Origin of the sequence: Streptomyces sp. NPDC013157 (assembly GCF_042899865.1) — a bacterium.
In the GTDB taxonomy this organism is placed as follows: Bacteria; Actinomycetota; Actinomycetes; order Streptomycetales; family Streptomycetaceae; genus Streptomyces.
The window spans coordinates 947,877-973,480 of sequence record NZ_JBIBAK010000002.1 but is presented as its reverse complement, the minus strand read 5'-3'; the positions used below and the strand labels follow the sequence as shown (position 1 = coordinate 973,480).

Sequence of the window (25,604 nt, the reverse complement as noted above, 5' to 3'; positions counted from 1 at the left end):
GGGACTTTGACCGGTGGATCCCTGCTGGTCCAGGAAGGTCTGGAAGGCGGTCCGCGGTCTCGGTGAAGAGGTTTCCACGGTCGCCGGCGGGCCGCTGAGTCGTTCGTTGTTCACGGCGATGGCCGTGAGTACGTGTTGCAGGTGTGCTTTCGGCTGTGTCGAGGAACGCACCAGATCCACCGCGTCCCGCTTGAACTCTTCGGGATAGTTCTTCCGCTTCGCCACCATGGATCACTTCCCCTGGATGACGAAGCATCCAGCGTCCAGGTGTCGGAATATCGGGGGTCACTCCACTCCAACGGGGCCCCCGAGGTTCCTCCGAGTTGCCTGCCCGGCTCGGAATCCTCGTGCCGGGCAGGCATCTCAGTCATCTTCTCCGGTGTTCTCGCTCGGCAGGCAGATCCGGCGTGCCCAGAGCCCCAGCATCACCGTCCCGCCGGCCAACAGCGACACCGGGTCGTAGGACGGGGGAGCCAATGTGTATCCGAGCGCCGTGACGGTGCAGACGGTCAGGACGATGAACGCGCTCCCCGACCGCAGCGTCCGCCGACCTGCGACCAGTACGCTCCCCCCGCCGGGCACCCAGGGTCCGACAGCGATCACCAGCAGTCCCGCGGTGACGCAGCCGTCGCACGGGTGGAAAGACATCGCCTCGGGGCCATGTGGGCCGCCGGCCATTCGCAGTCGCAGGGTGTCGCCGACCAGCATGAGGAACAGTCCGACGATCGCTGCCCACACAGTGACCTGCTGGTCGCCCCGTACGAGACGGCGCAGGGCGAGCAGAAAACTGAGGGACACGACTTCCGAGGCCCAAAGGACGCCGATCATCCCCGTCTCCGGCCGCCAGACATCACCGGGTCTCCCCAGGAGTACCCAGCAGGCCATGAACACAGTCCCGGCCGTGACGGCCCCGTCAAGCACGCGCCGCAGCCACGCGTGCCGACCCGTACCGGCATCGGCAACGACCACCAGACCGGCCATCCCCAACCCGACCGCGATCGTCACTCCGGTGACCACTGCCCAACCGGCCAAGCCTCGTGAGTCGAGTCCCTGCGCCGGTGGGGCCCTCAGCGCGGTGATCGCGGCCCGGTAGACAGCCCCTGCGGTCGCCGATCCTGCCAACAGCAGCAGCCGCTTCCGCACCCGCCCACTCACGCCCCAGACACGGAGCAGCAGAGAGAGCGTCAACACCCAGCAGCCGACGGTCGGTCCGAGGGACATTATCCGCGCCGCCAGACCATCGCCCGCCCACCGTCCCGGGCAGTCGGCACTGTTCCGACAGGACATTCCACAGCGGCCGCGCTCGGGACACTTGCCCCGGTCCAACGGCAGCAACTCGCCCGGACCGTGAACACGTCCGGCTGTTTCCCCAACCTCAACATGCAGGTGCGCCTTTCGACCGGCGCCCGCCGTCGAGACCTCCCCTACGGCCGCCGGACCCATGGGCAGACCGTACGAGACTCACCACCAGCACCGAACGGAAAAGCCCACCGACTCACTCTTGCTGCGTAAAGGCGAGAGAACAGCCCTCGGCTCCTCAAGCCATCACCGACCATCTGTCGGCGTGGCCATGGCGTTCTCGTTCTTTCCCTCACGATTTTTCTCTCGCTATCTGAGCGAACCGGGCGGGGTGCGTTTCACCTTGCCCGGTGGTCTGCGTGCCGACGGCCAGGTCCTCGCGTACTGCGTCGGCGGCCTGGTCCTGGACGTGCCGCCAAGTCCCTCCCGTCTCTGATCGACTGGACCCTGATGGAGGCGCGGCTCGGGCAGCCGAAGCTGTCCGGCCCGGGCAAGGACGGCGACCCGCTGCTCGTCATGACCCAGTCCGCGCTGGAGCGCTACGGCCTGCCGGTCGCCCTCACCGATGAGGAAAAGCTCTCCGGGCGGATCCCGGAGGGCCACAAGGTCGTCAAGCAGCTGGTGCGCGCGGAGTGGAAGCTGACCAAACGCGGCTTCGGGCCGTGGGCGCGGATCTACCGCCCCGCGCAGGGCTCGGAGCGGGCCTGCGTGCAGCTGTGCATCCCGTCCTGGCACGCGCTCGACACCCGCCACTGGGGCGAGGCCGCGCAGCTGGAGCCGGCCGAACTCGCCCGGGTCCTCGGTGTGTACGCGTCGCGGGTGATGACGCCGCGCGGCTCCACCGCCGTGACCGGCCTGGAACTGATGACCGCGCTGCACCCGCCGACCCACGCCGTGCGTGACGAGGCCACCGGCGCCTTCCGGAAGTCGCCGACCAAGACCCCGGGTTCCCTGGGCGAGGACCCGGTCGACCCGGCGCCGTGCGAGGCCCCCGACGGCCACCCGCTGTTCAAGGACCTGCCCCGCTTCCACATCCGCGGCCCCGCGGAGAAGCTGTTCGAGGAGGCCTTCGACTGGGCGCGCCCGCTCACCGACGCCGAATGCATGCGCCGCAACCTGGTCGGCCTGGACGTCAACATGGCCTTCGCAGCCGGCGCCAACGGCCTGACCGTCGGCCTGGGCGAGCCCACGCACGTGACGGCGCCGGTGTTCGATCCGAAGCTGCCCGGCGCGTGGCTGGTCGACCTCTCGCCCGTGGACCTGTCGCGGGTGAAGCTCGGCAAGGAGTGGGTGGAGCTGGACGCGAGCCTGCTGCCCAGCCCGTTCACCCCGAAGGGCGAGCGGCCGACGGGTCCGGCCTGGTACGCGACGCCGACCGTGGCGTACGCGGTGGAGCTCGGCTACGACGTCACGCCGATCGAGGCGCACGTGCGCTACGACAACGGCCGCTACCTGGACGCCTGGTACCAGCGGCTGCGCGACGCGTTCCTCGCCACGATGGCCGACCTCGGCGTGCACGCCGACATGCCGCCGGCCGACTTCCTCGCCGCGATGGACGGCTGGCGCGAGCGGGACCCGGAGCTGGCGCGGTCAAGGCCACCGTCAAAGGCGGCCTGGGCAAACTGCGCGAACGCCCGCGCGGGGAGGGCTGGAAGCCCGGCGAGCCGTGGCGGGCGCTGTCCCGTCCCACCTGGCGGCCGGACATCCGCGCGGCCGTCATCTCCCGCACCCGCATCAACTTCCACCGCAAGATCGTCAAGCACGCGGCGTTCACCGGGCAGTACCCCGTGGCGATCCTCTCCGACTGCGTCGTGTACGCGGTCGACGGCGACAGCCCGCTGGACTTCCTGCCCTACCGGGACGGCAAGGCCCTGCCCGGCGGCTTCAAGCTTGGCATCAACCCCGGCCTGGTCAAGTGGGAGGGCACCCAGAGCGTGCTGTGGGCCGAAGAGGTCCGCGAGCGGTTCGAGGCCCCCGAACTCAACCTGGCCCGGTACATCAAGGACGGCACCATCACCAACGTCGACAGCGGAGAGTAGGGAAGGGCGATGAGCCTGTTCGGGGACGGCCTGGACGCCGCGGTGCAGAAGGCGTTCACCCGCCCGGCGCCCAAAAGCGCCGGCGCGCAGATGCGGTACCTGGTCAAGCAGCTCAAGGGCACCAAGGCCGTCGCCCAGATGCTGCGGATCTCCCAGCGGACCGTGGAGCGGTACGTGAAGGACCAGATCAAAAAGCCCCGCCCGGACCTCGCCGCGCGCCTGGAGCGCGAGGTGAAGGCCCGCTGGCAGCCGCAGATCCGGGCACAGGCACGCCAGAAGGCGGCGACCACCGGCGGCATCGTCATCGACACCCGGGCCCGCATGGGCTACACCGCGCCGATCGGGTCCACGGACCAGGACCGCATCCGGCACCTGACCGTCGCCCTGCCACCCCGCTACGCCGCCCGGCTGTTCGACGCCCAGGAAGCCGGCGCCACCGAGCAGCAGCTCAAGGAGATCGCGGCCGAGGCGCTCAAGGAGGTGTACTTCCAGGACGGCGGCCGCCGCGCCGGCCAGCTGGAGGAGGTCCGCTTCACCGACATCGAACACCTCGAGTTCGACCTCTAGCAGCCCGGCCCCGAACACCTCGCGAGCCCGGACTGTGACTGAGTGCTTCAGTTGGCGAGTGCGCTCACGAGTTGGCGACCGGTGAGACTGCTTCATCGCAGGAGGGCGGCCACCGCGAGCGGCACCAGTACGGCGGCAACCGAGACGAGCGTGGAAGCCACTGTCTGCCCGTCGATCACCCCTGCTGGGCTTTCCGAGACCTTTTCGAACAACTCTACGATCTGCGTTTCCTGCTCGGTCAAGGGGCGTGCTCCCGGCGGGTGCCTGGGGAGCCTGCGCGCCAGGACGTGCAGCACCGCGGTGCGCTTCTCCAGCACCGCCTGCGACAGTCGCCACTGCGAGTAGAAACCGAACAGCACGATCGCCAGCAGCATGGTGGCTGCGACAACCCACTTCGTCAATAAGTAGGCCCCGTTCCGTGCCACGAACGGCGACAGCCAAACCCACGGTGCGAACGCGAGCGCGGAACCGAACACCGACCACAGTGTCTCTATGCGGTACCAGCGTGAGAGCGCCTCAATGCCTGGCGTGCGTGCCGGAGCGGACCACGCCAGACGCAGATGCCCCGGCTTGGTGATGAGCCTCGAAAGCCGTGACGCCCGAAGCAGCCAGTACAGGCTGTTCGTCCCGGCCGCACCTGCCAACGTCACCGTCATGTATGACGCTGCGTCGATGTACATGTGTTGGACGACCTGATGAACGCGAGACAATGCCCAAAGCGACAGACATGACACAGCCGAGCCCACCAGTATCCACCGCTCCTGCCGCCACGGGCGTAGCCCACGGTCGATCCACTCATGCACCTCCTGCAACCCGCGATCGGTCAACATCCTGTCGACACTCGGCAGTGCCCTATGGAAGGCGCGACAGCCGGCCCACTGAGCCAGTACCACGAACAGGTCGAGGGGTATGTAGTAGCCGATCCAGAAGAAGTAGGCACTACGTCCCTGTGCGGTTGGGTGCCCCAACTCGTGGTGCATGTAGGCGACGACTAGAGGTGTAAGGATTATCGCCAGGAACGGCACGCTGTGCTTCGGATTCCAGGTGTTCCTCCGGGCCTGGTCGTCAGCACGGATCCCAAACCAGTGCAGCACGGTAACCCGAGCGAGGTCGCGATGGTAGCGGTCGTTGAGCGAGCGTGGCGGCGGCACAGGTCCTCCCCGAACTTACCTTCCTCGCACCACAGTTCCGGCACCTCGCCTTGCACCGCGATCCCGTTTCACCATGGTGACCACTTTGGTGCAGGACACTGAACTTCTACACCGAGTCGTAACAGCAGAAGTGGTCAAGGCCAACCAAAAGCTGTTGGTCGGCCAGTTTTGCTGTGCTCAGATCGCCAACTGAAATACTCAGTCACACGAACCAACTGGTCCCGGCTAGCGAGGTGTTCGGGACGGAGCCGGGGGCGGCCGCGTTACACCCCGGTGAGTCCGAGGCGGCGGGCCAGGTCGTCCACGGCGGCGCGGTCCTGGGCGGACAGGTTGTCGCGCACCCCCAAGGCGATGCCCACGTCGGGGTCGTCGAGTTTCGGGGTCATCACGGCGACACCCACGAACGGTGTGGTGGCGGGCAGTCGCATCGCCAGACGCTGCGCCCAGACCAGCTCAGAGCGGACCCACGCCATGCCGGTGCGGGCGGCGTCGAAGAGGAGGATGGTGGGCCTGATGCCGGCCTGCCGGACCTTCTGGTCGTCCTCCAGAACGGCCAACACGGCGTCCTCCACATCCATCATGTGCGGGCCCGGCTCTGCGCCCCAGAAGCCGCCGGTGACGATGATCCGCGATCCGCCCGTGGGATCGCCCGCCTGGTAGGCCCCGAGGTGGATCAGGAGACGATCGCGGGCCGACCAGGGCTGGTCCACGGTGGTCACGGCAGTGCCGTAGTTCTGGCTGCGAGCCCGCTGGATGGTCTCTTCGACCACCTTGTCCCGCACGGCCTTCTTGATCACAAGAGGCTGGGAGTCGGTCCGGATTTCCACGAGGACCGGCGGGGTGATGTCGGCGAGCGCGGTCTGGAGTTCGTCGCGCAGGTCCTGCAGGCCGTCCAGTCGGCGGGCCTTGACCTCGATGGCGAGGTTGATGTCGCGCAGCATCAGGCCGGGCTCGGTGGCGCCGTTGCGCCGGCCGAAGTCGAAGGGGATGCCGGCGCGGGCGAGCTTGGCGCCGGAGACCATCTCCGCCCGCACGATCAGCAGGTCGTCGGTGGTGGCGGCCTTGCGGAAGTCGTGGCGTACGCCGGCGAGCCGCTCGGGCTTCGCCTTCTCCAGGGCTTCGATGATGTCCTCGAAAGCCGTGGTGATGGCGGAGGCGACGCTGTCGGCGGCGCCGTTCCCGCTGGCCAGATCGAAGAAATCGCGCAGCGGGTGCTCCTGCAGGGCCTTGTCCATCCAGTCCTGCAGGAAGGGGAATGACGTGCTCACGTGAAGTCCTTCAGGGTTGTGCCGGGCGGGATGTCGTCACGCCTGCGGCTCGGCCAGCGTACGCGCGGGCCGAGCGGGGGGGGGCACCGGAGCTTCCCCATTTCCCGTCGGGGGCTCGCGACCCCGCAACGGGAGAGCCGTGCGGCCCATTGGACGTGGGTGCCTATAAAGGACCGGAGGGCCTACGCCGGTGCCGTCGTCTCCGATGCAGCACGCGCGGCCGGCACCACAGCGTTCGGCCGCGCGGCGGCGAGCGCCTGGTCGACGAAGTCCCGTACGAGCGCTGCGGTCTCGGGCACTGTGACGTTCTTCGTCCACATGTGGCTGTGCCGCCAGCACTCCAGGTCAAAACGGTGCGCCCCGTGGGCGAGTTCCATGTGTTGGGCCGATGGCCGGCGCTTGCATCGGCGGCTGCGGAGACGGTGGTGCTCGGTCGCCTCCAGGTGCTTCTGGACGATGGCGATGTGGTACCGGCCGGGCAGGGTCCGCCGTTCCAGGCAGCCACGGCACTTCAGCAGGTGCAGGACTGCTTCCTCCTTGTCTTCGAGGAAGTTGCGCGGGGAGGTTTTCCCCTCGAAGGTGTTGCAGCTGCCGCAGAGGGGCCCGCGTAGATAGTCGTGGTCGTGGCAGTGGTCCCAGGCAGCCGCTCGGGTCTCGGCGCACAGGAGGCACAGGTAGTCGGCGGCGCGGGTGCCTCGTACGCGGGGCGAGTCGTACAGCACGCCGTCTAGGCGGCCGGTGTACCGCTGGAAGGCGGCACCTGAGCACGGCGGGCACAGGGTGACGTAGCCGAGCCGGTCCTGTGTACGCCAGGCGCCCCAGCGTGGGCCCTGGGCAGCACAGTCCCTGCAGGTGCGGGCCCGGGTGACCAGGTCCTCCTCCACCTGCTCCCAGCGGTCCAGGAGTTCGGTGTAGGCCCTGGGCAGGAACAGGCTGCCGTCGGAGAAGGTCATCGGCTCGAGCGGCCGGGTGTTGGCGACTGTCCGCGGGAGCGGGGACTGGTCGCACGCCGTGATGAATTCGTCCCAGGTCAGATCGCCGGCCAGTCCGTTAGGGCCGATGCGTGTCCAGCTGTCGTTCCACTCTTCGTAGTGCCGGCCCTCTGCGTGCTTCTGGGCGGCCTGCCAGAACAGCCAGGATCCGATCTTCCGCCGCCAGTCGGCCCGGCTCCGTTCCTCCGCGTCCTGTTCGTCGTGGCGGCGGTGGGCGGGCAGTGGCACCTCCAGGAGGTCGTCGGCGTCCAGGCGGAAGTCCGCGAGCGCCTGGGCTGCGCGGCGGACATCGCGTTCGTCGTACGTCCACTTCGACTTGTTCTTGTAGCAGCGCAGCGCGATGTCGCCGATGACGACATGGTTGTGACAGCGCAGGTTCTTCATGTGCAGGAGGTCGTCCAGGTCCAGCGGGACGGCGGAGCCGGCGGAGAGCTCCGTGAAGGCGGACGCCGAGTTCGCCACCACCGCAGCCGGATACGCTGCGGCCCTGGCCTTCCTGAGCGCCCACGGCCGTGTGACCGACGGATGCACAAGCCGCCGCGTACGCGGCTTACGACGGGGCGCCGTCCCGTATGGGGTCATTCCTTGGAGTGACCCCGGGGCGGAGGGCTCCCTTCGGAGGAGCGATGGGCGGGGCGACAACCGCGCGACAACGAGTGACGATCTTGCGTCGCGCTCCTGGCTGAATGGTTCTCAGACGGCGTACACGCCGCAGGGGAAACCGACCCAGGAGGAACAATGGCTCGTCGACTCGTCTCGAAGCACCTGCTCACCCGCCGCGCCGGCATGGCGGTGGCCGCGGTCCTGGCCGCGACGGCCGGGCTCGCGGTCTGCGCCACACCGGGGGATGCCGCCGCGCTGAACACGGCGAACGCCGCCGACGCCGGGCGAGTCGGCCATGCCACCGCGGCCAAGCGGCTGGCCGCGCTGATGCGGCAGGATCTGGACGCGGGGGCGCCCGGGGTCGTGGTGCGGGTGAACGACGGGAGTGGCCGGACGATCTCGCTGGCGCAGCAGGCGACGTGGACGAAGCGGGACCACAAGCTGTCGGCGGACGACCAGTTCAGGATGGGGTCGAACACCAAGACGATGGTGGGTGTGCTGGTCCTGCAGCTGGCCGCCGAGCACAAGCTGTCGCTGCAGGACCCGGTGGACAAGTGGCTGCCGGGCCTGGTGCCGAACGGCCGGAACATCACGCTGAAGATGCTGCTGAACCACACCAGCGGGCTGTACGACTACATCAACGACCCGAGCGCCCTGGCCCGCGTGATCGGCGCGGACCAGTCCCCCGTGCGGCCGGAGGCGCTGCTGGCGGTCTCGGCGAAGTACCCGCCGCTGTTCAAGCCGGGCGCCGAATACTCCTACAGCAACACCAACTACATAGCCCTGGGCCGGGTGTTGGAGAAGGCGAGCGGCCAGAGCCTGGCGACTCTGCTGCAGCGGCGGATCATCGGGCCGCTTGGGCTGCGCGACACCTATCTGGCGGCCAACGGCACCTCGCGGGACGGGGCCAGGCTGGCCCCCGCGTATGAGCCGGACGCCGAGCACCTGGCGCCGCTGCTGCCGCCGGGCGTGCCCGAGGGCACCTCGTTCGCCGGGCCGGCGCGGGGCGAACACGTGCTGGTGACGTCGATCAGCCCCGCGTGGGCATGGGCGGCCGGCGCGATCGTGTCGACGCCGGCCGACGAGCAGCGGTTCCTGCGAGCGCTGGCGTCCGGCGGGCTGCTGCGGCCTGCGCAGCTCAAGCAGATGAAGACGACCGTGGTGGAGACGCCCGGGGACCCGCAGAGCTCGCGGTACGGGCTCGGGATTGAGGAGTACAACAGCCCGTGCGGGCCGGTCTGGGGGCACACCGGAGGGGTGCCCGGCTACTCCAGCCAGAACTACACGGACGCCACCGGCAAGCGCTCGGTCACCGTGGTGACCACGACGCTGTTCGGGCTGCACGACAAGAAGTCGGGCGCCGCGGACCAGAAGGTGGTCGACGCCGCGGTCTGCACGATGCTCGGTAAGTCCCTTCCGGCCGCATCCAAGTGACGTCCAGTCGCTCAGTGAGCCGAGGAGGCGACGTAGCGATGGTGGAACGCGGGATGACTGTGCGGATCGCGAGATGGAGCGCGACGCACCCGTGGCGGGCGATCTGCGGATGGGTGCTGTTCGTCGTGGTCTGTGTCGGGGTGGGCGCGGTGGCCGGTACGAAGTCGAGCGACTCGGCCATGTCGCCGGGCGAGTCGGGCCGGGCGGTCGAGATCGCGGACGGCGGCCGGTTCCATGACCCGGCGGTGGAGAACGTGCTGATCAGCGCCCGGTCGGGCGGGCTGGACGCGTCGGCCGCCCGGCGGGCCGCCGCCGATGTGGCCGCCCGGCTCAAGGCCCTGCCGGGGGTGGCGGAGGTGGAGTCGGCTGTGGTGGCGCCGAACCGGTCGGCGCTGCTGGTCCGGGCCGAGATGACGGGTGCGCGCAGCGACGCCGGGTCACGGGTCCGGCCGCTGCTGGAGGCGACGGCGGCCACCGCGAAGGCGTACCCGGGGCTGCGGGTTGAGGAGGTCGGGGACGCCTCGATGGACGAGGCGCTCGACGGCCGGATCAAGGGCGACTTCCATCAGGCGGAGCTGATCAGCGTCCCGGTCACCCTGCTGATCCTGCTGGTGGCCTTCGGCGCGGTGATCGCCGCCGGGGTTCCGGTGCTGCTGGCGCTGTCGTCGGTGGGGGCGGCGATCGGGCTGTCGGCGCTGGCCTCGCACCTGGTGCCGACGACCGATGTGCTGAACAGCGTCGTCCTGCTGGTCGGGATGGCGGTCGGGGTCGACTACTCGCTGTTCTATCTGAAGCGGGAGCGCGAGGAGCGGGCCAAAGGGCGCGGCAGCATCGACGCGGTCGAGATCGCGGCGGCCACCTCCGGGCACGCGGTCGTGGTCTCGGGCCTCGCCGTGGCGGTCGCCATGTCCGGCATGTACCTGGCGGATGATGCGACGTTCCACTCGCTGGCGACCGGCTCGATCCTGGTGGTGACCGTCGCGGTGCTCGGCTCGGTCACCGTGCTGCCCGCGCTGCTGGCCAAGCTCGGCCGCCGGCTCGACCGGCCGCGGGTCCCGCTGGTGTGGCGACTGACCACCCGCAAGGAGGGCGGGGGCCGGTTCTGGCCGACGGTGCTGCGACCCGCGCTGCGGGCCCCGAAGCCGACCCTCGTGGTCGCCGTCGTCGGCCTGCTGGCGCTCGCCGCCCCGGCGCTGGGCATGACGCTGCGGCTGACCGACGACGCCGACCTGCCCCGCTCGATCCCGATCATGCAGAGCTACGACCGGCTGACGGGGGCCTTCCCGAGCACCGGCTCGTCGTTGCGGATCGCGGTCCGCGCACCGGCGAAAGACGCGGCCCAGGTGCGGAAGGCGCTGACCGACCTCGGCCGGCGCACCCAGGCCGAGCCGCTGTTCGCCCACGACCAGCCGCCGCAGCGGCAGACCTCGGCGGACCGGACGGTGTCCGTGCTCGACGTCGGTGTGCCGTACCCGGTCGGCAGTGACAGGGCCGCCAAGGCGCTCGACGAACTACGGCAACGGCTTGTGCCGTCGGCGCTTTCCGGGCTGCCGGGCGCACGGTACGCGGTCGGCGGACCGATCGCGACGAACGCCGACTTCACCGCCGACGTGTCCGGCGCGATGCCGTGGACGATCGCCTTCGTCCTCGTGCTCACCTTCGTCGTCCTGCTCGCGACGTTCCGGGCACCGGTCATCGCGCTCACCGCGATCGTGCTCAACTCGCTTTCGGCGGGGGCCGCTTACGGGTTGCTCACGCTGGTCTTCCAACACCACTGGGCCGAGGGCCTGTTGGGCTTCCGGTCCAACGGCGGGATCGTGACCTGGCTGCCGCTGTTCTTGTTCGTGGTGCTCTTCGGGCTCTCGATGGACTACCACGTCTTCGTGGTGAGCCGGATCCAGGAGGCGGTCCGCGCCGGGGTGCCGACCAGGAAGGCGGTCGCGCGCGGCATCACCGGCTCGGCCTCCACCGTGACCAGCGCCGCCGTGGTCATGGTCGCCGTGTTCTCGATCTTCGGCACGCTGACCACGCTGGACCTCAAACAGCTCGGCGTCGGGCTCGCGACAGCGATCCTGCTGGACGCCACGATCATCCGGGCCGTGGTCCTGCCCGCGGCGATGATCCTGCTCGGCAGGTGGAACTGGTGGACGCCGCAGCCTCTGCGCCGCGAGCCGGACGCGACGGTGGAACAGTCCGGCACCGTCCCGGTCGGCGTCGATGTAGCTCCTAGGAATGACGATGACCGCGCTGAATCTCGCTAGGGTCGGTCGCGTGACGGAGTACTCGAACCGGTGGCGTGCGGGATGGCGCCCGCGGGGTGCCGATGCCGGACTGGTCCTACTGACCCTGTGCGCACCGTTGTTGATGCAGTCGAGTGCCGATCCCTCGGCGCGGGCTTGGTGGTTGCTGCTGGCCACCGAGGTGGTGGCCGCGGTAGCCCTGCCGCTGCGCCGCAAGCTGCCGGTGACGGTGTTCCTGGTGCTCCTCGCCACCCTGGTGGCGGCGCTCGTCGGGGGTGCGGCCTCAGGCATGAAACTGTCCCCGCTGATCTTCCTGTCGCTGGCCGTCGCCCTCTACAACGTGGGCAGTTACTGCACCAGCGCCGCCCGCATCTGGCTGGTTGTGCTCGGCGGCGGCGGTGCGGTGGTCGCCGCCGGAGTGTGGATCAACCAGCTGACCGCCGTCTCGGCGCAGTACCGGGGCAGTTCGGATGTGATCGCCGTCCTGGCCCCGATGCCGCTGGCCTGGGCCACCGGGTTCGCCGCCCGCACCCACCGTGCGAACCTCGCGGCGGCCGAGCGGCGCATGGCGGACGTACTGCGCGAACAGCAGTTGCGCGAACAGCAGGCCGCGCAGCAGGAGCGGGTGCGGATCGCCCGCGAGATGCACGATGTCGTCGCGCATTCCCTCACCCTGCTCGTGGTGCAGGCCGAAACCCTGCGCGCTCGCCGCGGCGAACTCCCGGCCTGGGCGCGTACCCAGATCGACGGACTCGCCATCGCGGGCCGCCAGGCCGGCGGCGAACTCCGCGACCTGCTGCGGGTGTTGCGCGGCCCCGAGGACGCGGCGCCGCTGGCCCCGATGCCGGGCCTGCGCGATCTGCCCGCACTACTGGACCGCAGCCGGGCCGCCGGCGCCCAGGTCGACGGGCGGATCGAGATCGAGGCCGACACGGGCGCGGGCGCGCTGCCACGGCCGGTGCAACTCACCGCCTACCGCATCGTCCAGGAGTCGCTCACCAACGCCCGCCGCCACGCCCCGGGGGCCCCGGTCCGGGTCGACATCGCCGAGGACGCAGGGCAGTTACGCTGCGAGGTGGTCAACTCCCGCCCCGCCGAGCCCGTGCCGGCCGGTTGGGGCACCGGCCTCGGACTGGTCAGCATGCGCGAACGAGTCGACGCGCTCGGCGGCGAACTGCGCACCGGCCCGACCGACGACGGCGGCTTCCAGGTGCTGGCCACCCTGCCCCTGCACACGGTCCCGCTGGACGCCATCGGTGTCTGAGCCGATCACCGTGGTCGTCGTGGACGACGAGCGAATCATCCGCGACGGCCTCGCCGCCATCCTGGGCGGTCAGGAAGGCATCACCATCGCCGGCACCGCCCAGGACGGCGAGGAGGCCGTCGGGGTGTGCGGCCGGCTCAAGCCCGACGTCGTCATGCTGGACATCCGCATGCCGCACCGCGACGGCCTCTGGGCACTGGCCGAACTCGGCCGACGCGCCCTGCTCGGCCCCGGCCGCACCCAAGCGCTCATGCTGACCACCTTCGACCTCGACGAATACGTCGACCAGGCGCTCGCCTCCGGCGCCACCGGCTTCCTGCTGAAGAACAGCTCCTACGAGGAGCTGACCACCGCCGTGCGGGCCACCGCCGCCGGGCACAGCGCGCTGAGCCCCGCCGTCACCCAGCGAATCATCGCAAGCCACCTCGCCGCCGCCAGACAGCAACCCGACAACGGAGACCTGGCCCGGCTCGCCGAACTCACTCCGCGAGAGCGCGACGTTCTCCGCCTGGTCGGGGACGGGCTCAGCAACGCCGAGATCGCCGGCCATCTCGTGGTCAGCCTGCACACGGTGAAGACCCACGTCAGCCGCATGCTGACGAAAACCGGCTGCCACAGCCGCGCCCAGGCCGCCGTGCTGGCCCGCCGCACCCTGAACTGACCGCCCGCCCAAGCCCCGGGGCCGACGCACGGCCCTCTGCGGGTCCACCACACGTCGGAATCCCCCTCACCGGATGTCACCGACTGCGCTCTCTGAGCCGTCGCGAGGGCTTCGGTAGGGGGCAGGCGGGCCGCGCGGAAGGCGGGGTACACGCCGACGAGCATGCCGATCACGACCGCGCCGCCGAACCCGGCCGTCACCGAGCTGAGCGGGACGGCTGGTGGCCAGTCCTGATGGGTGGCACAGCCGACGGTGGCCAGATCGCCGAGTACGGTACGGCCCTCGGGGAGTATCCGAACGGAAATCAGCGGTAGCCACTGACGTGGTTCGATGTCACCAAGCGGGCTCGGGCTTCGTACGTGGGCCAGGAACTCCACCGGGCCTGGAGGGCCGCAAAGCCGGCATGCGCGGCCTTGATGGCCTCGGGGTACGCCTCGCGCTTGGCGTGCTCGGCGAGTACCCGGTAGCCGCTGGCTACTGAGGGGTTCTGTCCCTTGCGCTTGCCGGTGAAGATGATCAGGTCGGGCTGGATCTGCTCGACGGACTCGCCGTTCGCGCGCGGCGCAGCACGATGTGCAGCATGTCGTCGGCGATGACCGGCGGCTGGCCGCCGTGCTTGCCCTTGCGGCCCGCGGTGTCGAGCCCTTCCAGCGTCGACTCGCAGATGTTCTCCCGCTCGGTCTCCGCCATCGCCGCGACGAACGCGAACAGCAGCTTCCCCGGCCCGGTGGGGTCGTAGATGCCGGGCAGGGGACCGGCGAGCATCTCCAGGACCAGACCGTGGGCGGTGAAGCGGTCGGCGAGCGCGGTCAGTCCGGCGGCGTCCGGCCCAGCCGCTTTATCTCACACACGGTGACGATCATCCGGCAGTGCAGGGCGTGCGCCTTGATCTTCCGCGCCGTACGCAGGGCCTGTTCGAACGGGGGGCGCACCCGGACCCGGGTGCTGATCTTCTCGCTGAACACCTTGCCGCGGGGGGATGCCGTGCGAGCGACGGGCGTAGCCAATACGGATGTCCGCCCCCGGAATGTCCGCCGCGGCCGGGGCCGGAGGCGGGGTGCCGGGCCGCCAGGGCTGCCCCGAGCTCCGGTCGGCAGGCGTCTGCACCCGCAGAGGCTTCGCGAGCCGGGGCACCTTCGTGGACCGGCCCGTGTGGCAGGCGCTGGCGACCGCGCCGCCGTACGGGGTCCTGAGTGTCCGTCACGGCCCCGGGTCCTCGCACGACACAAGTCTCAGAAGGGGGTGGTCGGGGTGACGGTAGCCCACCCGGCCGCCCATGCGGGGTCCCCGTGGGCGGCGGGTCGGTGCGCGGTAGCCGACTGGACGTCAGGAGGTGACGTCCACCAGGACTTTGCCGACCGCACGGCTCTCGACCGCTCGGTGCGCGTCGGCGGTGCGGTCGAGCGGAAAGCGGATCAGCGGCAGGCCGCGCTTCTCGCCGACCGGCAGCGCACCGTCGCGCACTGCGGCGGCGACGTCCTGGACGGCCGCGGCGCGTGCCTCCGGACCGGCCGTGTAGAGCACCAGGAATTGAAAGCGTGTGTTCAGCACCATGTTCTGCAGCACGTTCAGTTCGACTGGCTTGCCACCGTCGTTGGCGTAGGTCGAGATCGTGCCGCGGGTTCGCAGCACGGCCAGGTCCAGTGCGAGGTTCGCGCCCAGCGCCACCTCGGCGACGATGTCGACGCCGTCCGGGGCGATCTTGCGGATCTCTGCGGCCGGGTCACCCTCGCGATAGTTGATCACATGGTGGGCCCCGGCGGCGGTGGCCAGCCGGGCTTTCTCCGGGCTGCTCACCGTGCTGATCACGGTGGCGCCGGCCCATCGGGCGAGCTGGATCACCGCGTGCCCGACCGCTCCGGCCCCGCCCGCGGCGAGCACCACCCTCCCGCCGAGTGCCCCGGGCCGCAGCCGGCGCGGACCGTCCTCGGCGACGGTGAGCGCGCGGTGCGCGGTCAGCGCGGGGACGCCGAGTGAGGCGCCGACGTCGAAGCCGGCCTCGTCGGGCAGCTGCACGGCCTGTTCGGCGGGCACGACGGTGAACTCGGCGGCGGTGCCGGTGGGCCGCCCTGCGGCGGCCATGAACAGCCAGACCCGCTGACCGAGCCGGCTCTGGTCGACACCCTCACCGACAGCGTCGACCGTGCCGGCGCCGTCGAGGTGCGGGGTGACCTCCGAGAAGTGCTTGGGGTGGCCGATACCGGAGCGTGCCTGCCAGTCGGTCGGGTTGACTCCGGACACGGCGACCCGGACGCGAACCTCGCCGGGGCCGGGAGCAGGCAGGTCACGGTCGACGAACTGCAGAACGTCGGGGGCGCCGTTGTCGCGGTAGATGATGGCCTTCATGATCCGTCCTTGGAGCCTGGTGGAGCGGGGTTTCCCGGCGTGGCCTGGCGGTGCGTCAGGGTGTCCGGCGTGTGGTGCGGTCGCGAGCCGGGTCGCGTTGGTTCGGCTCAGCCGATGGAGACATCGCTGGAGCGGGACTCGATGGCATCGAGGGTGGCGAGGGTCGCGGCGTCGAGGGTGATCTCACTGACCGCGATGTTGGCCTCCAGGTGGGCGGCGTCGGCGGTGCCGGGGATGAGCAGCACGTTCGGGGCGTGGTGCAGCAGCCAGGCGAGGCCGACCTGGGAGGGCGTGGCGCCCAGGGACTCGGCCACGGCGTGCACCGCCGGCTCGTCGGTCGCTTTGGGCAGGCCGGGGAAGACCCCGCCGAGCGGGAAGAACGGGACCCAGGCGATGCCCTCGGCCGCGCACAACCGCAGCATGTCCTCGTCGTCGCGGGGGACGAGACTGTACGCGTTCTGCACGCAGACGATGCCGGCCGGCAGGGCGCGGCGCAGGCCGTCGAGGGTGACGCTGCTCAGGCCGATCGCACCGATCTTGCCCTCGTCGCGCAGGGCAGTCATCACCGCAAGCTGGTCGTCGAGGTCGACGACCTGATCGCCCTCAGGACGCAGCCCGGGGCCGGTGTCCAGGCGGCGGAGGTTGACGACCGCGAGCCGGTCGACACCGAGGCTGCGCAGGTTGTCCTCGACGCCGGCGCGCAGCTGCTCGGGCCGCTGCGCCAGACGCAACGGCACACGCCCGCCCGGGTTCGGGTCGGCCCCCACCTTAGTGACCACCAGGACGTCGTCCTCGGGGCGCAGTGCCTCGCGGATCACGGCGTTGGCGAAACCGAAGCCATAGAACTCGGCGGTGTCCACGTGGTCGACGCCCAACTCGACCGCGCGGCGCAGCAGCGCGACGGCCTCGCCGCGGCGGTCGTGCAGCCGCTCAAGCTGCAAGGCACCGTAGCCGACGCGGGAAACGATGCGGCCGGCGAACGAAGCGGTCGCGGTGGTCATGACGCTGTCTCCTCAGCCGGTGATTGCAAGGCGGTGTAGAGCAGTTCGGCCTGGTAAAGCGCCATGACCCGGTGGGCGATCGGAGTGGCGCGATCCCGGGCCCGGGCCGGCTCATGGTGCTCGACCTTGACGAGCCAGGCTGTGACGCAGTCGTGCAGCATCGCGCGCATCCGGTCGGTCATGTCGACGACGATGTCGCGGATGGCCGGGTCGGTGGTCGACTCTCCCCAGGTCTGCACGCCGACCCGAGCCTCGGCCGGGTCGATCGCGGCAATCAGGCGGGAGAGCAGTTCGTCGGGGCCGGGTGGGGCGTCGGCCGCGGCGTAATCGCCGAGGACATCGGCGCGCTTGGCGAGCACCTCGCGGGCGGCGACCCGGACCAGGTCGGCCTTGTTGCGGTAGTGCGCATAGATCGAGCCGGCCGAGAGGCCGGACTCGGCGGTGATGTCGGCGATCGAGGTCCGCTCCACGCCGTTGCGGCTGAAGCAGCGGACGGCGGCCTCGGCGATCTGAGTACGCCGAAGTTCCTTGCGCGCGTCGGTGAGCCGAGGCACAACACCCCCCACAAAAAGAATCGCCGTTCTGCTTATGGGGGACACTAGCAGAACAACGGTTCTGTTTGTGGTGGGTGCGTGTCATACGAACAGGCCCGGTCACAGCACGTCACCAGCCAGGCTTGACAACCTCATTGGGAATCGTTTGGTGACCCTCGACAATGGGCTTCGGCGCTTCGCTGTCGTGGGTGTTGGCGGCCGAGACGCCGACGACCAGAGGCAGTCCGTTCGCGTCCGACAGGACGTGCCTCTTGGAACCCGGCTTACCCCGGTCCACGGGGCCCGGACCTGTGAGTTCGCCCCTTTTCTAGCCCGAACGTGAGCGGAATCGAGGACCACGCGCGAGACGTCCATGAGGCCGGCGTCGTCGAGTCGGTGCAGCACCGCCTCGTGCAACCGGCCCCACACCCCGGCCCGTGACCAGATCAGCAACCGGCGGTGCGCGGTCGACTTCGATATCCCAAAACGCGGCGGCAGAGCCCGCCAGGCACAACCGCTGACCAGCACATAGATGATCGCCGCGAACAACGTCTCATCAGGCGTGTCCTGCGTCCCGCCGCCCTGTGGCCGCATCTTCGCCGGTGGGATCAGCGGCTCGGCGATCTCCCACAGCCCGTCCGGAACGATCCAACTCCACGTACCCCGCCCCATGCACAGACCAACGAGCGATCACCACATAGGACACCGTCTTAGTTGAGCCGCCACCAGGCGTCGATGAGCAGTTCACGCAGGTGCCTAACGGCTGCCCCTCCAGGCGTGCAAGGCCCCGCCTCCGCGCCGACCAGGATACGCAGCCGTACGAAGGCATGTTTCCAACTTCGACTCGACTACGATCGCGTCAGTCTTGAGGGCGAGGGCGAGCTGGCAGGCCGCACGGCCCCAGTCAGCCCGCTGGCGCGGGGCAGGCTGACGCGGGGCCCGGGACGCTGCCACGGCGCGTGCCGAGACCGACGAGGGCGGCAAGATCCTCTACCGCGACGGGGACCAGGCAGTGGCTGAGCGTGTCCACGAGATCGCGGGCGAGCGGGGTCTGTCGCCAGCCCAGGTCGCCCTGGCCTGGGTCATGCGCAACCCGGCGGTGACCTCGCCCATCGTCGGGGTCACCAAGCCGGCCCAGCTGGCCGACGCGGTGGACGTCGAACTCGACGAAGACGAGGCCGCCTACCTGGAGGAGCCCTACCAGCCGCACGAGGCCGCCTACCTGGAAGGCTCCTTCTACAAGCAGCGGCCTGTGGCGGGCTCCCGGTAGTCCGGGCTACCGCCGGGCCTTCGACGAGTCCTTGGCCCCGGCCTTCACAGCCCTGTGGCCGGCCCGGTGGTGCTTGCGGGCGGTCGCGCGCAACTGCATGATCCGCGCGCTGCCCGCAAACGCGGAGAGCAGGATGTCCGCCACCTCGGCCAGCAGCAGGGCCACGCGCAGCGGAACGTGCCCATAGGCACCGAAGTAGCTGACGTCCATTCGGCTGCTCCTGAGACGGCTGGCGAGAGCGGCGAGTGGTGCAAGGGTGGCGACTGGCGACAGGTCGGTTCTCCGGCGGCGTTCGTTACGGGCACCTGGATTTGTCGAACCTGCACAATGGATCGGGCAAGCGGCTTAACGAGGCGTGGTAGTAGCCGTAGTCCTCTCGTAGAGGGCGTCGTCCCATGGAGGGCCAGCCCGCTGGCACCCGTAGCCACACTCCAGTGAGGGCCGGGCTGACCGCTCGGCATAGTTCTGACTACTCGTCAGTAAAGTCAGTATTGGGTCAGCGTTCGTCCTGGCAAAGCTGCCCACAGATGCCCACACCCTGGAATCGAGAAGCCCCTCGGAGGTGCTGGTGCACCGGCCTCCGAGGGGACTGGCGTCAGTGAACGTCGTGGTGAGGCCGACGGGCGGCGGGCGCTGGCGGCCTGACGTCAGAAACTTGCATCTTTCCTGGTCAGCGGGCCCGTCCCCGTGCCTTCAGGGGGGTCTCGGGCAATGTCGGTGCGGGGAGCGGCGACCCGTCGTAGCCCTTCACCTCGCCGAAACGGGCCCCCTTCTCCCAGTCCTCCCGGGCCTGTACGATCTCGTCTTGGGAACGGGCGACGAAGTTCCACCACATGATCAGCTCCTCCTCGAACGGCTCGCCGCCCAGGAGCATGACCGCCGCGTCGGACTCCGCGCGCAGGGGGAGTTCGGTGCGGCCGCAGCCCAGGTAGAGCATCGAGCCCGGCAGCACCGGTACGCCGTCGACGTGCACCTCGCCGGACATCGCCAGGACGCCGTACTCGAAGTCGGGGTCGAGGGGCAGGCGGAGGTCGGCGCCCTGGGCGAGGGCCAGGTCCGCGCCGACGATGGGGGTGAACGTCGTACCGGGGGACGTCGCGCCGTCGAGGGAGCCGAGGATGACCGTGGCGGTCAGGCCGGGGGCCGTGACCGTCGGCAGGTCGGGGTGGTGTTCGAACCTCGGGTCCGTGTGCCGGTGGGTGTCCGGCAGAGCGACCCAGAGCTGGGCGCCGTGCAGGTACCGGGCGTGCGACCTGGGGCTCTCCTCGGAGTGGCTGATCGCCCGGCCCGAGGTCATCAGCCCCAGCTCGCGCGGGCGGATCGTCTGCAGGCTGCCGGTCGAGTCGCGGTGCAGCACCTCGCCCTGGTGCAGCCAGCTGACGGTCTGCAGCCCGATGTGCGGGTGCGGCGGGACCTGCATCCCCGGCTCGTCGGCGATGTCGTCGGGGCCGTAGTGGTCGACGAACGCCCAGGCACCGATCATGCGGCGGCCGAGGTTCGGCAGCAGCCGGCGCACCTCGGTCGACTCGCCGAGTTGTACGTGGCGGGGGCTCAGCAGCTCGCGGACGGGTTCGGCGACGACGAATCCGCGGCCGCCGCACACGCTCGGAACGGGCGCGCGGTCAAGGTTGCTCATGTCGGACAACTTAGCGGCCGAAGGTCCCCGTTGCCGAGCGGTCAGCCGGTCGTACGGAATCCGTCCCTCAGGTTGTCGAAGACCGGCCGGTAGGTGTTCCACCTGGCGTCCGGTGCGGACAGGTAGATGTCGTACTCCCGGCCGCCCGCGCCGCCGTAGCCGAGGTCGATGGCGCGGAAGACGCGGACCCGGCCTTGGAAGGTGAACTCCCAGACCGCGGCCGGCTGCCCGCGGAAGGTGGTCCGCTGCATCCGCAGCCTGCGGTAGGTCGGGTAGTTGACCTTGGTGTTGGCCTCGATGTCGGCGAAGTGCGTGATCGGGTTCGCGCCGGCCGGTTCCACCATGCCGATGGTGACGCCGGCCAGGCCCGTCGGGTCCTTGTAGGTGATCTCGTCGGTGGCGCGGGTGCCGGCCGTCCAGCCGTCGGGGACCGGGAAGGAGACTCCGAGCTCCTTGTCGGTGGCGAGGTGGTAGCCCTGGGGGAGGGGAGAGGGGGCCGAGCTCGCGGTCGTCGTCGCCGATGACGCCGGATGCTTGTCGGCGGGGGCGCGCGGGAGCGTGAGGGCGGCCGTGACCGCTGCGGCCGCCGCCAGGGTGATGGCCCCGGCCGCCAGGGCGAGCCGGCCGCGCCGGGCGCGCCGCCGACGGCGTCCGGCACCGGCGGCCGCCGCCCGGACCGTGGCCGGTGGCGGCTGCGTCGGCCGGCGCCGGGTCGCCTCCGTCACCGCTCCCGACCAGGTCGCCAGCAGCGCCCGCTCGGTCTGCTCGGCAGAGGGGCGGTCCGCCGGGTCCTTGGCGAGCAGCAGCTGGACGAGCGGCTCCAGCGGGCCCGCCTGCTTCAGCGGCTCGACGGGGTCGGTGACGATGGCGTACGCCGTCTCCATCGCCGTCTCGCGCCGGAACGGCGGCCTGCCCTCCACCGCCTGGTACAGCGTGGCCCCCAGTGACCACAGGTCCGAGGCCGGTCCGGGGGTCAGCCCGCGCAGCCGCTCCGGGGCCATGTAGGGGATCGAGCCGACCATCTGACCGGTCTGGGTGAGGGTGGAGGACCCGGCGGTGAGTGCGATGCCGAAGTCGGTGAGGACGACCCGGTCGTCCGGGCCGAGCAGTACGTTGCCGGGTTTGACGTCCCGGTGCAGGACCCCGGCGGTGTGTGCGGCACGCAGGGCGGCGACCATGCCGAGGCCGATCCGGGCGGCCTCCTCGGGCGGGAGGGTCCGGCCGCCGTCGAGGAGGTCGGCGAGGGTGGGCGCGGGGACGTACTCCATGACGATGCAGGGGCGGCCGTCGTCGTCCACGACGTCGTGGACGACGACCACGTTGGGATGGACGACCCGGGCGGCGCTGCGGGCCTCGCGACGGGTGCGCTCGTAGAGGGTGGCCAGCTCGTCGTCGGACAGGTGCGGACGGGGGTGCAGCTGTTTGAGCGCGACCTGCCGGGCCAGCACCTCGTCCTCGGCCCGCCATACGGTGCCCATGCCGCCGCGTCCGATCCGCTCGGCCAGCCGGTACCGCCCGGCGACCAGCCGCCCCTCGTCCGACACCGCCCGTCCTCCGCCAGCTCTGTCCGCGTTCGATGAGTTCCGACACGATAACCGCGCTTGGCTGGTCACATGTTCGGATCTGCCGGCTGCCCGACCTGTGTTCCTGGGATGATGAGGACCGGCTGGCGTTTTCGACTGCAAATCGGCCGGAAAAGGTTGCGCGGGGCAACGAATGCAGGTCGTCGCCCCGCGCGGGTGTGCTCGGGTTCACGCGCGGCTCACGTCAGCGGGCGGTCAGCTTCCACAGGTGGTCGGCGGTGCCGTTGTCGTCCCACTGGAGGACCTGGGCACCGGAGGAGGTGCTCATGTTGGTCACCCCGAGCAGCAGCCCGCTGTTGTAGTTGGCGATCTTGTAGTAGCCGTCGCCCGACGGGATCAGCTGCCAGAGGTGGTCGGCGGTGCCGTTGTCGCCCCAGATCAGGGCGGTGCCGCCGTCGGAGGTACCCGCGTTGGTGATGCCGAGGAGCAGGCCGCTCGCCTGCTGCTTGATCTTGTAGAGGCCGTTGCCGGCGGCCACCAGGGTCCAGTTCTGGTCGGTGCCCGTGGTGGCGGTGGCCTGGACGACGGCGGTGCCCTGGGCGGTGCCCGCGCCGCTGGTGTCCAGGGCGAGGCCGCTGTTCTTGTTGGTGATCTGGTAGCGGCCGGCCAGCGAGGTGGCGGTACCGCTCGGGGTGATGGTCAGGTGGTAGCCGTCGGAGGCGTTCATCGTCACGGGCACGGTGATCGAGCCGCCGCTGACCGTGTAGTCGGTGTCCGAGATCGTCACCGGCCCGGAGACGGCGGTCGTCCGGCCCTTGGACGGGGTGTACTCCAGCTTGACGTGCACGGTGCTGCCGAAGGCGGAGAGCGACGACAGCCCGTTGACGGTGACGGCACACGAACCGGTGCAGCCGCCGGTGACCACGCTGATCTGGTTGCCCGCGCCGTTGCGCGAGGCGAAGCCGTCGATGCCGGTCTGTGCCGGAGGCGTCGTGACGAGCATGTTCCCGGACATGTCGCCGTACCACTTGTAGAGCCAGTAGGCACCGTTGGGCGAGCCGCCGGTGTCGGTGAGGGTGTCGCCGAGGGTGCCGTAGTGGTTCCAGAAGGCCAGTTCGGCGTCGTGCACGCCGGCCCGCTCGAACTTGGCGACATAGCTCGCGAGCGGCCCGGGGACGCCGACCTCGCTCGTGGTGCCGTACTCCTCGATGGCGATCGGCCGGGCGCTGATGCCGAGGCTGCTCTCCAGGGCGCGGTAGGCGGCGACATGGGCGGCGATGTTCTGCGAGCCCTGCAACTCGTGCCAGGAGACGATGTCGGGCACGGTGCCGCTCGCCTTGGCGTCGGTGAGAAACGTGGTCATCCAGCTCTGGTTCCACGCCGAGTAACTCGGGCCCTGGATCGGGGTGGTGGAGTCCTTGGCACGGACCTCCTCGTACGTCGTCGCCCATCCGGAGTCGAAGCTGCCGGCCGACGAGGTGTTCCAGGTCCAGTCGGGTTCGTTCCACAGCTCGTAGGCGGCGATGTTGGTGGCGCCGGAGGACTTCACCGATGCGACCTGCTTGTCCACGGCCGACAGCCAGTCGCTCCAACTCACCCATTTGTAGGGGAAGTCGGGATACCAGTCCGGCATCCGTACGACCACCTTGGCACCGGCCCTGGCCGCCTCGGGGGCGACGACCAGGGCGTCACCGCCGGGGCTGGACTCGCCGTTGGGCAGCTGGCTGCCGCCGGGCGCCATCTGCACGAAGGTGTTCGGCTTGAGCGGCTCGACCAGGCTGTCGGCCGGGACGCTCGCGGTGTCCAGGCCGTACAGGCTGCCCGTGGCCACGTGCGTGACCGAGCGCAGGGTCTGGTTCGCGCTCACCACGAGGGTGGTCGACGAGGTGGGTGCCGCGTGGGCGGGCGCCGCGGTGCCGACGGCGGCCGTGAGTATCACGGCGCCGAGAGTGGCTCTGAGGGGTGTGCGGCTCATGGCATGCGTCTCCTCAAGGAGTTGGGGGTGTCAGTCCTTCACCGCGCCCGCGGTCACGCCCGCGGCCACATAGCGCTGGGCGAGGACCAGGAGGACGGCCGCGGGGACCGACGCGACGACGGCGGTGGCCATGATCGCGTTCCACTCCTGGTTGTTGTTGCCGATGTACTTGTAGATGCCGAGCGTGATCGGCTTCCAACTGCCGCCGCCGTCGAGGGTGTTGGCGAAGACGAAGTCGGACCAGGCCCACAGGAAGCCGAACAGCGAGACGGTGACGATCGCGTTGCGGCTCAGCGGGAGGACGACCGACCGGAAGGTGCGCCAGGTGCCGGCGCCGTCGATCCGGGCGGCCGAGACGAGTTCGCCGGGGATGCCCGACATGAACGCGGTGAAGATCATGACGCCGAAGGGCACGGCGATGGTGGAGTCCGCGACGATCAGACCCCACCAGGAGTTGAGCAGGCCGAGGTCCAGGAAGATGCCGTAGAAGCCCATCGCCATGACGATGCCCGGGATCATCTGGGCGATCAGCAGGGCCAGGCTCAGGGCCCCGCCTCCGTGCGGCCGGAGCTTCGCCAGTGCGTAGCCGGCCGGGGCGGCGATCAGGAGGGTGAGGGCGACCGTGCCGATGCCGATCAGCAGGCTGGTGCCGAGGTAGGGGAGCTGGTCGTCGAGGACGGCCCGGTAGCCCGCGAAGGTCGGGTGCAGCGGGAGCAGGTCCGGCGGGTCCTTGCGCATGTCCTGCTGCGGGGTGAGGGACACGTTGAGCATCCAGTACACCGGGAACAGCATCAGTGCGGTGAGGCAGAGACCGATCAGGGTGTAGCCGCGTGACTTCACGCCTCCTGCCTCCTCTGGACGCGGATGTGGAGGAGGCCGAAGACCAGCGCGATCAGGATCAGGATGTCGCCGACCGCGGCACCGGGGCCGAACTTGGGCAGCAGCGTGCCGAAGCCCAGCTGGTACGACCAGGTCGCCAGGGTGGAGGAGGCGTCGCCGGGACCGCCCTTGGTCATGATCCAGATCAGGTCGAACACCTTGAGGGTGTAGACGAGCCCCAGCAGCAGGGTGATCGCCGACACCGGACGCAGCAGCGGGAAGGTGATCCGGCGGAACTGCTGCCAGGCGCCCGCCCCGTCGAGCGCCGCCGCCTCGTACAGCTCACCGGGGATGTTCTGCAGGCCGCTGTAGAGGATGACCAGGTTGAAGGGGATGCCGATCCAGATGTTGGCGACGATCACCGAGACCAGCGCCCAGTCCGGCGAGGTCAGCCAGCCGACGGGGCCGACGCCGAGGAAGTGCAGGAAGTAGTTCACCACCCCCGACTCGCTGTTGAACATCCATGACCACGTCGACGCCGACACGATCAGCGGCAGCAGCCAGGGGATCAGGAACAGCGCCCGCAGCACGGTCGAGAGCCTGAAGTGCCGGTTGAAGAAGACCGCGAGGGCGAGCCCGATGACGTACTGGAAGGCGATCGACACGAAGGTGAAGACCATGGTGTGCCGCATCGCGGGACCGAACGTCGGATCGTCCAGCACGGTGCGGAAGTTGGCCCAGCCGGAGAACGGTGCGTCGCCCGCGACGAAGGAGCGCACGGTGTAGTCGCGCAGGCTGAGGTCGAGGTTGCGGTAGAGCGGATAGACGTAGAAGGCGGCGAGGTAGGCGATCAGCGGGGCCACGAAGGCGAGCGCGGTCAGCCGCCGCCTGCAGTGCAGGGAGCGGGCGCCGGTGCCGCTCGCCCGCGCCGCGGCGGCCGGTGCGCGCCGCGGCCGGTCGATCCGGGCGACGGTCATGCCGGT

The 25,604-nt window shown here is 70.1% G+C and carries 20 protein-coding genes and 3 pseudogenes; 7 read left to right on the top strand and 16 right to left on the bottom strand.

Features of this window, described 5'->3' with window-relative positions; genetic code table 11:
- Positions 1–363: 363 nt before the first annotated feature.
- Complete coding sequence (locus tag ACFY6U_RS09765) at positions 364–1,005, bottom strand: hypothetical protein (protein WP_390036376.1); 642 nt, start codon at positions 1,003–1,005, stop codon at positions 364–366.
- Positions 1,006–1,663: 658 nt separating this feature from the next.
- Between ACFY6U_RS09765 and tap the strand changes: the two are divergent.
- Both tap and tpg read left to right on the top strand, forming a co-directional pair.
- Positions 1,664–3,338, top strand: a pseudogene (gene tap, locus ACFY6U_RS09760) (telomere-associated protein Tap); the annotation flags it as partial.
- Positions 3,339–3,347: 9 nt separating this feature from the next.
- The gene (gene tpg / locus ACFY6U_RS09755; protein ID WP_390036374.1) at positions 3,348–3,905 is read left to right on the top strand and encodes a telomere-protecting terminal protein Tpg; all 558 of its coding nucleotides are present in this window, start codon (positions 3,348–3,350) and stop codon (positions 3,903–3,905) included.
- A 92-nt stretch (positions 3,906–3,997) separates the two neighbouring features.
- Here tpg and ACFY6U_RS09750 read toward each other — a convergent pair whose 3' ends face one another.
- The 3 genes from ACFY6U_RS09750 to ACFY6U_RS09740 all read right to left on the bottom strand — a co-directional run bounded on the left by ACFY6U_RS09750 (position 3,998) and on the right by ACFY6U_RS09740 (position 7,781).
- On the bottom strand, positions 3,998–5,056 hold the full coding sequence (locus tag ACFY6U_RS09750; protein ID WP_390036372.1) for a hypothetical protein: 1,059 nt from the start codon (positions 5,054–5,056) through the stop codon (positions 3,998–4,000).
- A 263-nt stretch (positions 5,057–5,319) separates the two neighbouring features.
- Entirely contained in the window at positions 5,320–6,324 is a 1,005-nt protein-coding gene (locus tag ACFY6U_RS09745) for a hypothetical protein (RefSeq protein WP_390036370.1), read from the bottom strand.
- Between the two features lie 182 nt (positions 6,325–6,506).
- Positions 6,507–7,781, bottom strand: coding sequence for an endonuclease domain-containing protein (locus ACFY6U_RS09740; RefSeq protein ID WP_390036368.1), 1,275 nt, complete (start codon positions 7,779–7,781; stop codon positions 6,507–6,509).
- A 273-nt stretch (positions 7,782–8,054) separates the two neighbouring features.
- On the opposite strand from ACFY6U_RS09740, the gene ACFY6U_RS09735 reads away from it, so the two are divergent.
- Genes ACFY6U_RS09735 through ACFY6U_RS09720 form a run of 4 tightly spaced genes read left to right on the top strand, consistent with a single transcriptional unit; the run spans position 8,055 to position 13,518 of the window.
- Positions 8,055–9,353, top strand: a complete 1,299-nt coding sequence (locus tag ACFY6U_RS09735) for a serine hydrolase domain-containing protein (protein WP_390036367.1) — start codon at positions 8,055–8,057, stop codon at positions 9,351–9,353.
- A 53-nt stretch (positions 9,354–9,406) separates the two neighbouring features.
- The gene (locus ACFY6U_RS09730) at positions 9,407–11,614 is read left to right on the top strand and encodes an MMPL family transporter (RefSeq protein ID WP_390036365.1); all 2,208 of its coding nucleotides are present in this window, start codon (positions 9,407–9,409) and stop codon (positions 11,612–11,614) included.
- A gap of 10 nt (positions 11,615–11,624) precedes the next feature.
- Positions 11,625–12,857, top strand: coding sequence for a sensor histidine kinase (locus ACFY6U_RS09725; RefSeq protein WP_390036363.1), 1,233 nt, complete (start codon positions 11,625–11,627; stop codon positions 12,855–12,857).
- Positions 12,850–13,518, top strand: coding sequence for a response regulator (locus tag ACFY6U_RS09720; protein WP_390036361.1), 669 nt, complete (start codon positions 12,850–12,852; stop codon positions 13,516–13,518). The genes ACFY6U_RS09725 and ACFY6U_RS09720 overlap by 8 nt, the downstream gene beginning before the upstream one ends.
- 516 nt (positions 13,519–14,034) lie before the next feature.
- Here the strand turns inward: ACFY6U_RS09720 and ACFY6U_RS09715 are convergent.
- From ACFY6U_RS09715 to ACFY6U_RS09690, 6 genes and pseudogenes are all read right to left on the bottom strand, one after another.
- A complete protein-coding gene (locus ACFY6U_RS09715; protein WP_390036359.1) occupies positions 14,035–14,283 on the bottom strand; it encodes a recombinase family protein in 249 nt (82 codons plus the stop codon).
- 44 nt (positions 14,284–14,327) lie between these two features.
- Positions 14,328–14,525 (bottom strand): hypothetical protein, encoded by a 198-nt coding sequence (locus ACFY6U_RS09710; protein ID WP_390036357.1) that lies wholly within the window; start codon positions 14,523–14,525, stop codon positions 14,328–14,330.
- 319 nt (positions 14,526–14,844) lie between these two features.
- Positions 14,845–15,864: an NADPH:quinone reductase gene (locus ACFY6U_RS09705; RefSeq protein WP_390036355.1), complete on the bottom strand. Its 1,020-nt coding sequence runs from the start codon at positions 15,862–15,864 to the stop codon at positions 14,845–14,847.
- A 107-nt stretch (positions 15,865–15,971) separates the two neighbouring features.
- Positions 15,972–16,865 carry an aldo/keto reductase gene (locus tag ACFY6U_RS09700; protein ID WP_390036353.1) on the bottom strand — a complete coding sequence of 298 codons (894 nt, stop codon included), beginning with the start codon at positions 16,863–16,865 and terminating at the stop codon, positions 15,972–15,974.
- Complete coding sequence (locus ACFY6U_RS09695) at positions 16,862–17,419, bottom strand: TetR/AcrR family transcriptional regulator (protein ID WP_390036351.1); 558 nt, start codon at positions 17,417–17,419, stop codon at positions 16,862–16,864. Before ACFY6U_RS09695 ends, ACFY6U_RS09700 begins: the two co-directional genes overlap by 4 nt.
- 142 nt (positions 17,420–17,561) lie before the next feature.
- Positions 17,562–18,070 (bottom strand): annotated as a pseudogene (locus ACFY6U_RS09690) (IS5 family transposase); the annotation flags it as partial.
- A gap of 177 nt (positions 18,071–18,247) precedes the next feature.
- Here ACFY6U_RS09690 and ACFY6U_RS09685 point away from each other — a divergent pair.
- Positions 18,248–18,668, top strand: a pseudogene (locus ACFY6U_RS09685) (aldo/keto reductase); the annotation flags it as partial.
- Positions 18,669–18,674: 6 nt separating this feature from the next.
- Here ACFY6U_RS09685 and ACFY6U_RS09680 read toward each other — a convergent pair.
- The 6 genes from ACFY6U_RS09680 to ACFY6U_RS09655 form a co-directional block, all read right to left on the bottom strand.
- Positions 18,675–18,878, bottom strand: a complete 204-nt coding sequence (locus ACFY6U_RS09680; RefSeq protein WP_390036349.1) for a hypothetical protein — start codon at positions 18,876–18,878, stop codon at positions 18,675–18,677.
- A gap of 460 nt (positions 18,879–19,338) precedes the next feature.
- On the bottom strand, positions 19,339–20,304 hold the full coding sequence (locus ACFY6U_RS09675; RefSeq protein WP_390036347.1) for a pirin family protein: 966 nt from the start codon (positions 20,302–20,304) through the stop codon (positions 19,339–19,341).
- A 41-nt stretch (positions 20,305–20,345) separates the two neighbouring features.
- Positions 20,346–21,848: a serine/threonine-protein kinase gene (locus ACFY6U_RS09670; protein WP_390036345.1), complete on the bottom strand. Its 1,503-nt coding sequence runs from the start codon at positions 21,846–21,848 to the stop codon at positions 20,346–20,348.
- 223 nt (positions 21,849–22,071) lie between these two features.
- On the bottom strand, positions 22,072–23,802 hold the full coding sequence (locus tag ACFY6U_RS09665) for an RICIN domain-containing protein (RefSeq protein WP_390036343.1): 1,731 nt from the start codon (positions 23,800–23,802) through the stop codon (positions 22,072–22,074).
- A 30-nt stretch (positions 23,803–23,832) separates the two neighbouring features.
- A complete protein-coding gene (locus tag ACFY6U_RS09660; protein WP_390036565.1) occupies positions 23,833–24,594 on the bottom strand; it encodes a carbohydrate ABC transporter permease in 762 nt (253 codons plus the stop codon).
- A 44-nt stretch (positions 24,595–24,638) separates the two neighbouring features.
- Positions 24,639–25,598, bottom strand: coding sequence for a carbohydrate ABC transporter permease (locus ACFY6U_RS09655; RefSeq protein WP_390036341.1), 960 nt, complete (start codon positions 25,596–25,598; stop codon positions 24,639–24,641).
- Positions 25,599–25,604 lie beyond the last annotated feature (6 nt).

Excerpts from the sequence above, each read along its gene's own strand:
- tpg (WP_390036374.1), top strand. The coding sequence starts at position 3,348 with ATGAGCCTGTTCGGGGACGGCCTGGACGCCGCGGTGCAGAAGGCGTTC.
- ACFY6U_RS09735 (WP_390036367.1), top strand. The coding sequence starts at position 8,055 with ATGGCTCGTCGACTCGTCTCGAAGCACCTGCTCACCCGCCGCGCCGGC.
- ACFY6U_RS09730 (WP_390036365.1), top strand. The coding sequence starts at position 9,407 with ATGACTGTGCGGATCGCGAGATGGAGCGCGACGCACCCGTGGCGGGCG.
- ACFY6U_RS09715 (WP_390036359.1), bottom strand. The coding sequence starts at position 14,283 with ATGCTCGCCGGTCCCCTGCCCGGCATCTACGACCCCACCGGGCCGGGG.
- ACFY6U_RS09705 (WP_390036355.1), bottom strand. The coding sequence starts at position 15,864 with ATGAAGGCCATCATCTACCGCGACAACGGCGCCCCCGACGTTCTGCAG.
- ACFY6U_RS09700 (WP_390036353.1), bottom strand. The coding sequence starts at position 16,865 with ATGACCACCGCGACCGCTTCGTTCGCCGGCCGCATCGTTTCCCGCGTC.
- ACFY6U_RS09680 (WP_390036349.1), bottom strand. The coding sequence starts at position 18,878 with ATGGACGTCAGCTACTTCGGTGCCTATGGGCACGTTCCGCTGCGCGTG.
- ACFY6U_RS09675 (WP_390036347.1), bottom strand. The coding sequence starts at position 20,304 with ATGAGCAACCTTGACCGCGCGCCCGTTCCGAGCGTGTGCGGCGGCCGC.
- ACFY6U_RS09665 (WP_390036343.1), bottom strand. The coding sequence starts at position 23,802 with ATGAGCCGCACACCCCTCAGAGCCACTCTCGGCGCCGTGATACTCACG.
- ACFY6U_RS09660 (WP_390036565.1), bottom strand. The coding sequence starts at position 24,594 with ATGCTGTTCCCGGTGTACTGGATGCTCAACGTGTCCCTCACCCCGCAG.
- ACFY6U_RS09655 (WP_390036341.1), bottom strand. The coding sequence starts at position 25,598 with ATGACCGTCGCCCGGATCGACCGGCCGCGGCGCGCACCGGCCGCCGCG.